The sequence below is a fragment of the Olleya sp. YS genome, from assembly GCF_029760915.1.
Classification (GTDB): Bacteria; Bacteroidota; Bacteroidia; order Flavobacteriales; family Flavobacteriaceae; genus Olleya.
In genome coordinates this window covers 2,847,588-2,862,344 of record NZ_CP121685.1, presented here as the reverse complement: position 1 = coordinate 2,862,344, position 14,757 = coordinate 2,847,588, and the positions used below count along the sequence as shown (strand labels likewise).

Annotated in this window: 13 protein-coding genes; 8 read left to right on the top strand and 5 right to left on the bottom strand. The window is 32.5% G+C overall.

Annotation, left to right across the window (positions count from 1 at the left end; all coding sequences use genetic code 11):
• The first annotated feature begins 22 nt into the window (after positions 1–22).
• The 7 genes from tilS to Ollyesu_RS12950 all read left to right on the top strand — a co-directional run bounded on the left by tilS (position 23) and on the right by Ollyesu_RS12950 (position 9,088).
• A complete protein-coding gene (tilS, locus tag Ollyesu_RS12980) occupies positions 23–1,339 on the top strand; it encodes a tRNA lysidine(34) synthetase TilS (protein WP_279301651.1) in 1,317 nt (438 codons plus the stop codon).
• Positions 1,336–3,714: a thioredoxin family protein gene (locus Ollyesu_RS12975; RefSeq protein WP_279301650.1), complete on the top strand. Its 2,379-nt coding sequence runs from the start codon at positions 1,336–1,338 to the stop codon at positions 3,712–3,714. The genes tilS and Ollyesu_RS12975 overlap by 4 nt, the downstream gene beginning before the upstream one ends.
• Positions 3,715–3,760: 46 nt before the next feature.
• Positions 3,761–5,386: an adenine deaminase gene (ade, locus tag Ollyesu_RS12970; RefSeq protein ID WP_279303077.1), complete on the top strand. Its 1,626-nt coding sequence runs from the start codon at positions 3,761–3,763 to the stop codon at positions 5,384–5,386.
• A 69-nt stretch (positions 5,387–5,455) separates the two neighbouring features.
• The gene (locus Ollyesu_RS12965; RefSeq protein WP_279301649.1) at positions 5,456–6,991 is read left to right on the top strand and encodes a YifB family Mg chelatase-like AAA ATPase; all 1,536 of its coding nucleotides are present in this window, start codon (positions 5,456–5,458) and stop codon (positions 6,989–6,991) included.
• A 74-nt stretch (positions 6,992–7,065) separates the two neighbouring features.
• Entirely contained in the window at positions 7,066–7,530 is a 465-nt protein-coding gene (locus tag Ollyesu_RS12960; protein WP_279301648.1) for a hypothetical protein, read from the top strand.
• A gap of 21 nt (positions 7,531–7,551) precedes the next feature.
• Positions 7,552–8,268 carry a hypothetical protein gene (locus Ollyesu_RS12955; protein WP_279301647.1) on the top strand — a complete coding sequence of 239 codons (717 nt, stop codon included), beginning with the start codon at positions 7,552–7,554 and terminating at the stop codon, positions 8,266–8,268.
• Entirely contained in the window at positions 8,261–9,088 is an 828-nt protein-coding gene (locus Ollyesu_RS12950) for an ATP-binding protein (RefSeq protein WP_279301646.1), read from the top strand. The genes Ollyesu_RS12955 and Ollyesu_RS12950 overlap by 8 nt, the downstream gene beginning before the upstream one ends.
• Positions 9,089–9,090: 2 nt before the next feature.
• Here the strand turns inward: Ollyesu_RS12950 and Ollyesu_RS12945 are convergent, their stop codons facing one another.
• Genes Ollyesu_RS12945 through panB form a run of 3 tightly spaced genes read right to left on the bottom strand, consistent with a single transcriptional unit; the run spans position 9,091 to position 12,048 of the window.
• Entirely contained in the window at positions 9,091–10,461 is a 1,371-nt protein-coding gene (locus Ollyesu_RS12945) for an aldehyde dehydrogenase (RefSeq protein WP_279301645.1), read from the bottom strand.
• A 29-nt stretch (positions 10,462–10,490) separates the two neighbouring features.
• A complete protein-coding gene (locus Ollyesu_RS12940) occupies positions 10,491–11,186 on the bottom strand; it encodes an RluA family pseudouridine synthase (RefSeq protein WP_279301644.1) in 696 nt (231 codons plus the stop codon).
• Between the two features lie 43 nt (positions 11,187–11,229).
• On the bottom strand, positions 11,230–12,048 hold the full coding sequence (gene panB / locus Ollyesu_RS12935) for a 3-methyl-2-oxobutanoate hydroxymethyltransferase (protein WP_279301643.1): 819 nt from the start codon (positions 12,046–12,048) through the stop codon (positions 11,230–11,232).
• Positions 12,049–12,161: 113 nt separating this feature from the next.
• Here panB and Ollyesu_RS12930 point away from each other — a divergent pair, with 113 nt between their 5' ends.
• On the top strand, positions 12,162–12,614 hold the full coding sequence (locus tag Ollyesu_RS12930; protein ID WP_279301642.1) for a nuclear transport factor 2 family protein: 453 nt from the start codon (positions 12,162–12,164) through the stop codon (positions 12,612–12,614).
• A 48-nt stretch (positions 12,615–12,662) separates the two neighbouring features.
• On the opposite strand, the gene Ollyesu_RS12925 is transcribed toward Ollyesu_RS12930, so the two are convergent.
• Together Ollyesu_RS12925 and Ollyesu_RS12920 are read right to left on the bottom strand one after the other, a co-directional pair.
• A complete protein-coding gene (locus Ollyesu_RS12925) occupies positions 12,663–14,084 on the bottom strand; it encodes an L-serine ammonia-lyase (protein ID WP_279301641.1) in 1,422 nt (473 codons plus the stop codon).
• A gap of 91 nt (positions 14,085–14,175) precedes the next feature.
• The gene (locus Ollyesu_RS12920; RefSeq protein ID WP_279301640.1) at positions 14,176–14,673 is read right to left on the bottom strand and encodes a hypothetical protein; all 498 of its coding nucleotides are present in this window, start codon (positions 14,671–14,673) and stop codon (positions 14,176–14,178) included.
• Positions 14,674–14,757 lie beyond the last annotated feature (84 nt).

The window sequence follows — 14,757 nt, the reverse complement described above, 5'->3', positions numbered from 1 at the left end:
CTGAAAATGGTTACATTTGAAGATGCTAAAAAGTTTTCAGAATAACATAAAATCTAACTTCCCTTACCTTCAAAAACGCAAGCTTCTCATTGCTATATCTGGAGGATTAGATAGTGTCGTGTTAACTCATTTAAGTAAGCAATCTAATTTAAAAATCTCATTAGCACACTGTAATTTTAATTTAAGAGCAGAAGAAAGTGATGCAGATGAAAACTTTGTTTTAGACTTATCAGAACAACTTGATCTTGAGGTTTTTATTGAAAGTTTTGACACTGAAGAATATGCTAAAGAACACAAACTTTCTATCCAGATGGCAGCAAGAATGTTGCGCTACAACTGGTTTCAGGATCTTGCAGAGCAACTACAATTTGATTACATTTTAACTGCACATCATGTAGATGATAACCTAGAGACCTTTTTAATTAATCTAACCAGAGGAACTGGTTTAGACGGTTTAACAGGTATCCCAGAAATTAATGAAAATATTGTTAGACCTATATTAAAGTTTACAAGACAGCAAATAGAAGATTACGCTAAAGAAAATGATTTAAAATGGCGAGAAGATAGCAGCAATGCGTCAACCAAGTATTTACGTAATAAGTTACGACATGATGTGATTCCGGTTTTAAAAGAGGTTAATCCAGAACTATTATCTAATTTTCAAAATACCGTTAGTAATTTAAACGATACTGCAGATATTGTTGAAGAAAGTGTGCAAGCAGTTTTAAAACGAGCTATACTAAATATTGATAATTCTCAGGTTAGCTATAAGATTTCAGAATTTAAAAAACTAAATAATCCAAAAGCATATCTGTTTGAAATTTTTAAAGATTATGGATTTACGCAATGGACAGACATTGTTAATCTTTTAGAAGCGCAAAGCGGAAAGCAAGTATCTTCTGCAACACATAGCTTATTAAAGGATAGAGATTGTCTGATTTTAAGTGAAATTAATGTTGAAGAAACAACTTTTGAAACTAAAATTAATCTAGAAGATAATTCTGTTGAAACACCTTTAGGATCTTTAATTGTAGAACCTGTTCAAGACATTTCAAAATCAAACCAATCCATAATCTATGTTGACAAAGATTTGTTAAAATTCCCTTTAGTTGTAAGGCATTGGGAAGAAGGCGACTATTTTTACCCTTTTGGGATGAAAGGAAAAAAGAAACTAAGCAAGTATTTTAAAGATGAAAAACTATCTTTGCTAGACAAAAATAAAGTCTTGCTTTTATGTAGCCAAAACCAAGTGGTTTGGGTTATAAATTATCGTTCAGACAACAGATTTAAGGTAACAGATACTACCAAATCTATATTAAAAATTAAACTAACAAAATGAAGCAAATACTAGCTTTTCTATTCGGATGTTTCGCTTTTTTAAGTGTTAATGCACAAATCGAACCTGTAAAATGGACTACAGAAGTAGAGAAAATTTCCGACACAGAATATAACTTAATCTATAAAGCAGCAATAGAAGACCATTGGCATCTATACTCCCAAACCTTACCAGAAGGTGGTGCTATACCAACCGAGTTTATTTATGATGAAAAAGCTTTAGATACTAATTTTGAATTAGTAGGTAAAGCTAATGAGAGTAAGAGCATTACCAAGTTTGATAAAGTCTTTCAAATGGACTTAACGTATTTTGATAATGAAGCCACATTTACTCAAAAAATAAAGCTTAAAAACCCACAAGTAACAGCAATTGAAGCCGAAATTAGTTTTCAAGCCTGCGATGACGCAAAATGTATTTTTGAAAGCGAAATTGTAAACTTTCAATTAACAACTAACCAAGTTCCTGCTATTTTTGATCCTGTAAAATGGTCAACATCAGTCAAACAGTTAAATGACACTCATTACCAGATTCAATACACTGCAAAGCTAGATCCAAAATGGCACATTTATTCGCAGGATAATTCAGACCCAATGGGTCCAATTGCTACAGAGTTTACCTTTAAAGATAACGACAATAACGATTACCAAATTTTAGGTCCATTACAAGAGTCGGAAACAGTGACTAAATATGAAAATGCTTTTAAAATGGATGTCACCTATTTTGAAGACAAAGCAGTATTTACTCAGAAAATTAAAGTACTAAATCCTGCTATCACAAAAATTGAAGCAGAAGTCTACTATCAAGCTTGTGATGACGAAAAATGTCTGGCACCAACTACCTTTGAATTTGCTACCAATCTTGATGGTAGTGAAACATTAATTAAAACTTTAAATATAGACCCTGAAGATTTAAAAAAATCTAAAGCACTTAATTTAGGTGTTACTGGTTGGGACAATTATAAAAAAGAAGAAGTTAAAGAAAAAACCAACTTTGGTATTTTTATACTTGGTTTTATTGGTGGATTAATTGCTTTATTAACACCATGTGTCTTTCCAATGATTCCGTTAACCGTTTCATTTTTCACTAAAAGTGCAGAAAACACGCAAAAAGGATTGGCAAATGCCATTATCTATGGTGTTTTTATTCTAATTATTTATGTGTTATTAAGCTTACCATTCCACTTTTTAGACTCGTTAAATCCAGAGATTTTAAATACCATTTCTACTAACGTGTGGCTAAATATTATTTTCTTTTTGATTTTAGCGTTTTTCGCCTTTTCATTTTTTGGATATTACGAAATCACACTACCATCCTCTTGGGGAAATAAAATGGATGAAACCTCTTCTAGAGTTGGAGGAATCATTGGTATCTTTTTTATGGCGTTAACTTTAGCTATAGTATCCTTTTCATGTACAGGACCTATTTTAGGGTCGCTATTAGCAGGATCGTTAACTAGTGATGGTGGAGCGATGCAATTAACTGCAGGTATGAGTGGGTTTGGACTAGCATTAGCCTTACCATTTACTTTATTTGCCATGTTTCCAAAATGGTTAAACTCGTTACCAAAATCTGGTGGTTGGCTAAATACAGTTAAAGTCGTGTTAGGGTTTTTAGAGTTGGGTATGGCCTTTAAGTTTTTATCCAATGCAGATTTAGTCAAACATTGGGGACTTTTAAAGCGTGAGATTTTTATTGGGATTTGGATTATCATAGGTATTGGATTACTACTATACTTATTAGGAAAAATCAAGTTTCCGCATGACAGTCCTATTAAAAAATTAAGTTTTAGTCGTATATCTTTTGCAGTATTAGTTGGTGCTTTTGTAATCTATTTAATTCCTGGTTTAACCAATACTAAATACGCTAATTTAAAACTGCTAAGTGGTTTTCCACCACCTTTGCCTTACAGTATTTACGAGAAGGATAGTGAGTGTCCTTTAGGTTTAAATTGTTATAAAGATATTGATGAAGGGATTGTTGCTGCCAAAGAAGCTAACAAACCCATCATGTTAGATTTTACAGGTTGGGCTTGTGTGAACTGTAGAAAAATGGAAGAGCAGGTATGGAGTCAAGATAAGATTTACGAAATTTTAAAAGAGGAATATATTATTGTGTCTTTATATGTAGATGATAGAAAGAAACTTCCAGAAAACGAGCAATTTAAGTTTGTAAAAGCTAACGGAAATCTTAAAAACATTAAAACCATAGGCGACAAATGGGCAACTTTACAAACTCTTAATTTTCAAAATAACTCGCAACCCTATTATGTGTTACTAAATGAAAACATGGAGTTGTTAAACCATACTACAGCATACACACCAGATGCAGATGAGTATTTAGAATGGCTTAAAAAAGGCTTAGAAAATTTTAAGAAATAAATTTTAAATCCTGCTTTATGCAGGATTTTTTTACTGTAATGTTATGATGAAAACCATCCAAGGACAAATTGTAGATATCCAAAACCAACGTATTTTTAGTGGAGAAATCACTATCAATTCTGGTAAAATTGAATCTATTACCGAAAAAGAGCATAACATAAATCATTACATATTACCTGGTTTTGTCGATGCACACATCCATATAGAAAGTTCTATGCTAGTACCATCAGAATTTGCTAAAATAACAGTTAAACATGGAACCGTAGCAACTGTTAGTGATCCTCATGAAATTGCAAATGTTTTAGGTGTAGAAGGTGTCCAGTTTATGATTAATAATGGTAAACAAACTCCTTTTAAATTTAATTTTGGTGCACCAAGTTGCGTACCAGCAACGACGTTTGAATCGGCTGGAGCAGTTATAGATTCTGAGGATATTAAAACCTTAATGGCTAATCCAGATATAAAATATTTAGCCGAAATGATGAACTATCCTGGCGTTTTATTTAATGATGAAGAAGTGCTTAAAAAAATTGCTTGGGCAAAACACTATAATAAACCAGTAGATGGTCACGCTCCAGGTTTAAAAGGTGATGACGTTACCAAATACATCAATGCTGGAATAAGTACAGATCACGAGTGTTTTACCTATGATGAAGCGTTGGAAAAGCTTCAAAAAGGAATGAAAATATTGATTAGAGAAGGTAGTGCAGCTAAAAATTTTGACGCTTTAATCGATTTGCTTCCAGAGCATTACCAAAACATGATGTTTTGTAGTGACGATAAACATCCAGACGATTTATTATTAAATCATATTAACGAACTATGTAAACGTGCTGTAGACAAGAATATTAATGTATTTAAAGTATTGCAAGTAGCTTGTGTCAATCCTGTCAAACATTATAATTTGGACGTTGGTTTACTCCAGGAAGGTGATGCTGCAGATTTTATAATTGTTGATAATTTAACAGATTTTAAAACGCTTAAAACTTATATCAATGGTGAGTTGGTTTATGATAATGGGACTTCATTAGTAAAACATGTAGTATTTAAAAACCTTAATAATTTCAATACAAAAAAGAAAACTGTTGATGATTTTAAAGTCGAAAACTCAGCTAAACACATACGTGTGATTCAAGCTTTGGATGGTCAATTAGTAACCAATCAACTTAAAGAAGAAGCTACGATCCAAAACGGAAATCTAGTATCCAATACAGCTACTGATATTCTAAAAATGTCAGTTGTTAATCGTTATAAGAATGATGCTCCAGCACTAGCATTTATTAAAAATTTTGGATTAAAAGAAGGAGCTATAGCCAGTTCTGTAGGCCATGATTCACATAATATTATTGCAGTAGGCGTTAGCGATAATGCTATTTGTAAAGCAGTAAATCTAATTATTGAAAATAAAGGCGGAATCTGTGCTGTATCAAATTCCGAAGAACGTATTGTACCACTTCCAGTTGCAGGTATCATGAGCGACCAAAATGCCGAAACGATTGGACACTCCTATGCAGCTTTAGATAAAATGGCTAAGCAATTAGGTGCTACGTTGCATGCACCTTACATGACCTTATCTTTTATGGCTTTGTTAGTTATTCCATCCCTAAAATTAAGTGATAAAGGCTTGTTTGATGGTGGAAAGTTTGAGTTTACTTCTTTAGAAATTAATTAGATACAAATTGTTTTCTATTTTCTAGAACAACATAAATTTCCTACTTTTATTTTCTAAACTAACCTATCTATGCTCAAAAAAGTTTTTGGAAGCGCTGTCTTTGGTGTTGAAGCAACAACGGTAACAGTAGAAGTTAATGTTGATAGCGGAATTGGTTACCATCTTGTTGGACTTCCGGATAATGCCATTAAAGAAAGTAATTTTAGGATTGCTGCTGCGCTTCAAAATAACGGTTATAAAATTCCTGGTAAAAAAATCATCATTAATATGTCACCTGCAGACCTAAGAAAGGAAGGGTCTGCTTACGATTTAACTTTGGCAATGGGTATTTTGTCTGCTTCTAAACAAATAGCAGCAGAAAATTTAGAGGACTTTTTAATCATGGGAGAATTATCTTTAGATGGTAGTTTACAACCCATTAAAGGTGCTTTACCAATAGCTATTAAAGCTAGGGAAGAAGGGTATAAAGGGTTTATTTTACCAATACAAAATGTAAAGGAGGCAGCAATTGTTGATGGTTTAGAAGTATACGGAGTTGAAAACATTAAGCAAGTCATTAATTATTTTGATAAAGGAGAGGCTTTAGAACAAACCATAATTGATACTAGAAAAGAATTTGAAAAAAACTTAGAGTTTCCTGAATTTGATTTTAGCGATGTCAAAGGTCAAGAATCTATAAAACGTTGCATGGAAATTGCGGCAGCAGGAGGACACAATATTATTTTAATTGGTCCTCCAGGAGCAGGAAAAACAATGTTGGCAAAACGTTTACCTAGTATTTTGCCACCAATGACTTTACATGAAGCTTTAGAAACAACTAAAATACACAGTGTGGTTGGACGTGTTAAAGATTCAGGTTTAATGGCGCAAAGACCATTTAGAAGTCCACATCACACCATTAGTGATGTCGCACTAGTTGGTGGTGGTGCCTATCCACAACCTGGAGAAATCTCCTTATCTCATAATGGAGTTTTATTTTTAGACGAACTTCCAGAGTTTAAACGTGGTGTTTTAGAGGTCATGCGTCAACCATTAGAAGATAGAGAAGTCACCATATCCAGAGCTAAGTTTACCGTGACCTATCCATCCTCTTTTATGTTGGTGGCTAGTATGAATCCTAGTCCTAGTGGCTATTTTAACGATCCTGATGCTCCTGTAACTAGTAGTCCAGCAGAAATGCAACGCTATTTAAGTAAAATTTCTGGTCCATTGTTAGATAGAATAGACATACACATTGAAGTCACTCCTGTACCTTTTGAAAAATTATCAGAAGAGCGTAAAGGAGAATCTTCTGTAGAGATACGAAAACGCGTTACAGAAGCTAGGCAACTTCAGACTAAAAGATTTGAGGCTTATGATAATGTACATTATAATGCACAAATGTCTACCAAACAAATCCGAGTCTATTGTAAGCTAGAAGACACCTCAAAACAACTTTTAAAAACTGCTATGGAACGTTTAAATCTATCTGCAAGAGCTTATGATAGAATTTTAAAAGTAGCTAGAACTATTGCAGATTTAGAGCAAAGTCCAGATATTAAAGGCAATCATATTAGCGAAGCCATTCAATATAGAAGTTTGGATAGAGATGGTTGGTTAGGATAATCTGGTATTAGATTTGTAGGAAATGATTTCTTTTTGTTACTTTACCTTTAACTATTAATCAATAACCAAATTTTATGAAAAACTTAGGAATCCTAGTCTTAGGATTAATTTTAGGCGCATTAGCCACGTATTTTTATTTTAACTCATTTAACCAAACACCTATGACACCACCAATTTCTACACCTAGTGGAATTATTACATCAGCAGAAGCTAAAGAATTAAGCGACAACTGGACAGATTTAAGAAAAACCGTTAATGATCAAGTAGCATATAATGAAGGCGACAATCGTTCTTCATGGTACTCTATAAGCGATTTAAATTCTTTTATAAGCATGGTAACTGAAAATTATCCTAACGCAGACGGTTTACGGTTTTATTTAGGCGTTGACAAATCTGTTGGAGAAGGTGGATATACTACTATTTTCATGGTTCCTACTCAACCAAATGAAAGAGGAGATGGACATGATGATATCACTGATGCAAATGGTTTAGATAGAGGATTAAATGGATATCCACCTACAGCAGCTTATCCACAATAAACTAAAATTATTACATAATATATGAGCTCCTTTTTAATAGATAATTATGTTGTAATCTACAGAGGAGCAGAAATTCTTGCAGCTATAACCGGTTTGTTTTTTTATAAAAAATTTAAATCTAAAGCTGCAAGAATTTTTATTTGGTTTTTAGTTTATATTCAGCTTATTGAAACATTAGGTGCTTATCCAAGAGTTGCCAAAAATTCAGAAACTCTAAGATGGTTTCAAAATATAATTTCAGATACAATATTTGAAAAAAACTATTGGTTTTATGCTCTTTTTTGGACAATAGTAGGTTCATTAATTATTTCATATTACTTTTATAAAGTTTCTAATATTATTGCTACAAAAAAAACAATCAAAATCGCAACAATATTTTTTTTGATAGCATCTGTAGTATTTATATTTTTTAATTATAAAGCGTATCACAACAATTTCTTATTATCTATTGAAATATTAAGTTTATTTTTAATATTGTTAGTTACATTTAGTTATTTTTTTGAGTTGCTTAATTCGGAAAAAATCTTAAATTTTTATAAATCTTTAAGTTTTTATATTGCAATAGGTGTATTAGTATTTTGGATTGTGACTACGCCATTAATGTTTTACGAGCAATATTTTAATGGTGAAGACGTACATTTTATGGCTTTAAAAAATTACATTTATTTATTTTCAATTGTATTTATGTATCTAGCGTTTACCATAGGCTTTATTGTATCAAAACCAGAGCATGATTAGTTTATACTTACAATTTCAAAATTTAGACAGTCCAATGTCGTCCAGTTCAGAGCGGTATTTATTGGCATACATGATTGGTATATTACTAATAGTTTGTACACTTATTATTTTGTTTTTTGTGGTTTTTCAAAAAAGAAAAAACAAACTTATTTTAGATAAAGTTAAGCAGCAAAAAGCATTTGAGGAGGAGCTAACAAATACGCAAATAGAAATACAAGAACAAACGTTAAAAAACATAGGACAAGAATTGCATGATAATGTTGGACAAATCCTATCTGTTGCAAATATGAATATGAGTATACTAAATACTCAAGTCCCAGAAACCATTAAGGCATCGTTTACAGAAACTAAAAATGCTGTAAAAGAAGGTTTAAGTGAGTTACGTTTACTCTCTAAAACATTAAATAGTGATGTCATTGCTAATAGAGGTTTTATAGATTCTGTAAAAAGTGAAGTAGAACGTTTAAATAAGCTTAAATTATTAGAAGCTTCGGTTATTATTGAAGGTAACCCAGAGTTTTTTAATCAACCTAAAGACAGTATTATATTATTTAGAATAGTTCAGGAATTTATTTCAAATACAGTAAAATATGCTGATGCAGAAACTTTAAAAATTAATCTAAATTTTTCAGAAAATAAACTACTACTATCGTTAAAAGACAATGGTGTAGGATTTGACGAAAAAACCATTGATCAAGGTTCTGGACTAATCAATATGAAAAGTCGTGCAGCGTTAATAAATGCAGACTTAAATTTGAGTTCAACACAAGGTAATGGAGTGCAATTAACCTTGACTTACCCTTATAGAAATTTAGAATAAATTTATAGCCACTTCAATACTTTTCTAATCAATTCAACTTTTCCTTTATAAGGTGCGTAACGCATTGGTAAATCCAACCAATTTCCTTTTTTTACGACAGCCTTTTTATGAGAAAAGGTATCAAAAGTGTGTTTACCATGATAAGCTCCAATTCCACTATTTCCAACACCTCCAAAGGGTAATCTGTGGTTAGCAAAGTGTATTATTGTGTCGTTTACACAGCCACCACCAAAAGAAAATTGTTGCATTAATTGTTTCGCTTTAGCGGAATTTGTGCTAAACACATACAAGCTTAAAGGTTTGTTATAAGATAAAATGATACGCTCTAAATCAGTTTCGTTTTTATAAGAAATTACAGGTAGAATAGGTCCAAAAATTTCATCTTTCATAACCTCACTATCCAATTTAGGTTCGTCAATTAAAGTTGGCGCAATGTATAGATTATCTGCATCTGTTTGTCCACCAATTACACAATTTTCATCCATTAGCATTTTAGATAATCGCTCAAAATTCTTTTTGTTTATGACACGTGCAAAGTCTTTTGAATTTTGTGGAGTAGTAGAGTAGGCTTCATCCATTTCTGCTTGCATAGCTTTATAAAATGCTCCTTTTCTAGACTCATCAATTAATATATAATCTGGTGCTATACACGTCTGTCCAGCATTAACAAATTTACCCCAAACAATTCGCTTTGCTGTTAATTTTATATTGGCAGTTTCATCAATAATACAAGGGTTTTTACCTCCTAACTCTAAAGTAACTGGTGTTAAGTTAGGTGCAGCTGCTTTTGCTACAATTTTACCTACGTTAACACTTCCTGTAAAGAATATATAGTCCCATTGTTGCTCCAATAATTTAGTAGACACCTCAACACCTCCTTGAACTACAGTGACATGCTGTGGTTTAAAAACTGTTTTGATTATATCATTAATCAGATTAGAAGTATTAGGAGTTAATTCACTTGGTTTTAATATAACCGTATTTCCTGCAGCAATTGCACCTACTAAAGGTGCTATAGCTAATTGATAAGGATAGTTCCATGGTGCAATTACTAAAACGGTTCCGTAAGGTTCTGAGTACAAATAATCTGATGATGGAAAATTTAATAAACTAGGAAACACTCGTTTTGGTTTAGCCCATTGTTTTAGTTTTTTGATGGTTAACTTTAAATCTTGTATAACAATAGCAGTTTCGGTTAAAATCGATTCAAACTCTGGTTTTTTAAAATCTTGGTATAAGGCTTCGGTAATTTGATGTTCTCGTGTAATTAATTCTGCTAGCAATTTTTTTAAAAGGTTCTTCCTATAAGTAACATTTAAGGTTTGTCTGGTCTTAAAAAAGTCTTTTTGATCTTGAACTAATTGTGGAATCATCTATAAAATTTTATATAAAAGTAATCAATTTATAAGCAAGCATCCCAAATGGCATCTTTTGGTAAAGGCGCAGTAATATTGAGGTCTTCTTTAGAAACAGGATGTGTAAACTGAATGTTTCTAGCATGTAAACTAATACTAGCATCTTTATTACTTCTATCAAATCCGTATTTTAAATCGCCTTTAATTGGGCAGCCAATACTTGCTAATTGAGTTCTGATTTGATGATGACGACCAGTTTCCAAATTAATTTCTAATAAGTAATAATTATCCAGTTTCTTTAATGTTCTATAATGAAGTATGGCTTTTTTACTCTCAGCGACTTCTTTTGGATAGGCTGTAGATTTGTTATTTTTAGGATTCTTTTTTAACCAATGTATTAATGTGTCTGCCTCTTTTTTAGGTTTGTTTTTAACCAAAGCCCAATACGTTTTAGAAATGTCTTTTGATACAAATAGTTTATTAAGTCTAGGAAGTGCTTTACTTGTTTTAGAAAAGATTACTAATCCTGTTGTTGGTCTATCTAATCGGTGTACAGTACCTAAATAGACGTTCCCTGGCTTATTGTATTTTTTTGCTATATAGTCTTTAACAACATCACTTAAGGGTTTGTCACCAGTTTTATCTCCTTGGACAATGTCTCCTGCACGTTTATTGACAAGAATAATGTGGTTGTCTTCATAAATTACTTGAAGGTTGTCTTTATTTGAAAGAATTTTAAACACTAAATTTAGGCTAAGAACCAATAGCTAAATGCTATAAGTGAAATTAATATTGCTCAGAATCATTAGGAAAATCACCACTTTTAACATCTTTGCCATATTGGGTGAAGGCTTTTGTCATGTCTTCGTATAAATTCATATAACGACGTAAAAATCTTGGATTAAATTCGTGTGTCATACCAACCATATCGTGCGTCACCAATACTTGACCATCAACACCAGAACCAGCTCCAATCCCAATAACGGGAATAGAAACACTTTTTGCAACCTCTTGGGCTAATTTTGCTGGAATTTTCTCTAAAACTATTGCAAAACAACCAATACGTTCAAGCATTAGTGCATCCGATTTTAATTGCTCAGCCTCCTCTTCTTCTTTGGCTCTTACTGTGTAGGTTCCAAATTTATAAATAGATTGAGGTGTTAAGCCTAAATGTCCCATAACTGGGATTCCTGCATTTAAAATACGTTTAATAGATTCTTTTATTTCACTTCCACCTTCCATTTTCACAGCATGTCCACCAGATTCTTTCATGATTCTAATAGCACTTCGTAAAGCTTCTTTTGGGTCACTTTGATAACTTCCAAAAGGGATGTCAACCACAACTAGAGCTCTATCTATTGCACGTACAACAGAAGATGCATGGTAAATCATTTGATCTAGAGTAATAGGTAAAGTTGTTTCATGTCCAGCCATCACATTACTTGCAGAATCACCAACTAAAATCACGTCTGTACCAGCTCCATCAACTATCTTAGCCATAGTGTAATCGTATGCTGTAAGCATAGAGATTTTTTCTCCATTCTTTTTCATATCGACTAACGATTTTACTGTGACTCTTTTATATTCTTTTTTTGCTACAGACATGTTTTATTAGTTTAAATAGATTGTAAATGTACTAAAATAAAGGTTTATACATAAATTTTTCTTTCTTACTGAAACACTTATATTTACACTTTAATACGTATTAAAATTATATTATGAAACCTTTAATAACTCTTATTTTGCTGTTATTTTCTACAGTAAGTTTTTCTCAAAAAGAAGAACAAGAACAAGTGATTGAATCTATAAATATTTTTTTTGCTGGATTCCATACTCAAGATAGCACGTTAATGAAAAGTGTTGTGTTTAAGGACGTTATTATGCAGTCTATTGGCAAAAATAAAGATGGTGAGACCCAATTACACTCTAGTGGCTTTTCTGATTTTTTGAAGCAAATTGTATCTATTCCTGAAGATAATAGTTTTCTTGAAAACTTAATGAGTTATAGTGTCCAAATTGATGGTAATATGGCTAATGTGTGGACGCCTTACGAGTTTTGGTTTAATGACCAAAAAAGTCATTGTGGTGTCAATTCTTTCCAACTGATAAAGGACAATGACGTCTGGAAAATTATCTATTTAGTTGACACTAGACGAAAGTGTGAGCAATAGACTTAAATGTAAAATAAGAAGTGTTTTCTGTAGTTAAGCGTAGTCAAGTTAGCAATCCGCCATATTAACACGAACAGCCAATCCACCTTCTGAAGTTTCTTTGTACTTAGTATTCATGTCTTTTGCGGTTTCCCACATGGTATCAATGACTTTATCTAAAGGAACTTTAACATTTTCAGGATTGGTTTCTAAAGCTAATTCGGCAGCATTAATCGCTTTTATGGCACCCATAGAATTGCGTTCTATACAGGGTATTTGTACTAATCCACCAATTGGGTCACAGGTTAAACCTAAGTGATGCTCCATAGCAATCTCTGCAGCAATCATCACTTGTTCTGGTGTACCTCCTAATAATTCACATAGCGCTGCTGCAGCCATAGCAGAAGAGACTCCAATTTCAGCTTGACAACCACCCATTGCAGCACTAATGGTTGCTCCTTTTTTAAATAGACTACCAATCTCTGAAGCAACTAATAAAAATTGTTTGATATGTTTAAAATCTGCATCATGATTTTCAATGACCATATAATACATTAAAACCGACGGGATTACACCAGCACTACCATTGGTTGGAGCGGTAACCACACGACCAAGTGAGGCATTCACTTCATTAACACTCAAAGCAAAACAACTCACCCATTTTAGGATTTGTCTAAATTTGACTTCACTCTGTCTAATGCTTTCTAACCAGTCTCGAGGTGTAATATAAGGTATTTCAACATTTAAACCTTTATGCATATCAAACGCACGACGACGTACATTTAATCCTCCAGGTAAGTTTCCTTCGGTATGACAACCTGTAAACATGCAGTCTAACATGGTTTGCCATATTCTGTTAAGTTGGAAGTCTATCTCTTCATCAGTTCTTAAAGCACGCTCGTTTTCTAAAACAATCTCTGATATAGATTTGTTTTCAGAATGGCAAAACGTTAATAACTCTGAAGCTCTATCTACAGGAAATGGAAATTCCTTTTTCAAGGCTTTATTTTCTGCATCTACTGTACGTTCTTCCTTAACTACAAAACCACCACCAATAGAGTAGAATGTGGAAGTATGCAATTCGTTTTTAGCGAAAGCGGTAAACCTAATTCCGTTAGCATGAAATGGTAAAAACTCTCTGTTAAAAGTAATATCCTGTTTAGGTTGAAACGGAATAATACGTTCATTATTTAATACTAATTTTTCAGTATTATTTACTGAAGCAATAATAATATCTATAGTATCTGTTGGGATAATTTCTGGATCTGCACCACTTAATCCTAGCATTACAGCTAAGTCCGTAGCGTGTCCTTTTCCAGTTAAAGATAAGGATCCATAAAGGTCAACTTTAACTCTTTGAATTTGATCAAAAACATTAGCCTCTTTAAGCTCAAACATCCAACGTTCTGCTGCACGCCAAGGACCCAAAGTATGTGAGCTAGAAGGACCAACACCAATTTTAAGCATATCAAATACCGAAATACATTCCATACCAACGAAAACATTTAAGTTATCTCAGCAAATATACATTTTGTTATTTGTGTTAAAATGGATTATCTAAAAATTTAAATCACAAATAGTATTAACGCTTTTCAAAAGTTGTAATATTTAATTGTTGCATGACATTGTTGATGTCTGAGTAATCAATTCTACCGACATTATCGGCAGGAACTACGACCACTCTAAATACTTGGTTTTGGGTCCACTCAGAACCCAGAGTATCTAGATTAGTTGAGCCATCTAAAAAGAACCTAACATCGTCTTGAGTAAAATCGAAGTTATAAGTTAACACGGTATTATCATCAAAAAACACATTTTGAGGGAGTAATCTCCAGATGTCTTGACCATCTGCTGTTTCCCACAGAATGTATACTAAAGTAACATCAGAAGGGTAGATATAAAAACCATAAGGTTCAATAAACTCATAATTAGTATTGGCATTAAAATCTAATTCAATTTCAAAAGCACTAGATACTATTAATCCACCATCTACACCATCAAAACCTGGAGGGCCTTCAGGACCTGTACAAGATGTTAATAAAAGAACTAGAACTGACACTACTGATGCTATACGTTTCATAATTAATACATTTTAGATTGTTTCTACAATTCTGTATCAAAACTAATACCAAAGTAGGATTAGTAAAATTTAATTTTTAGAATA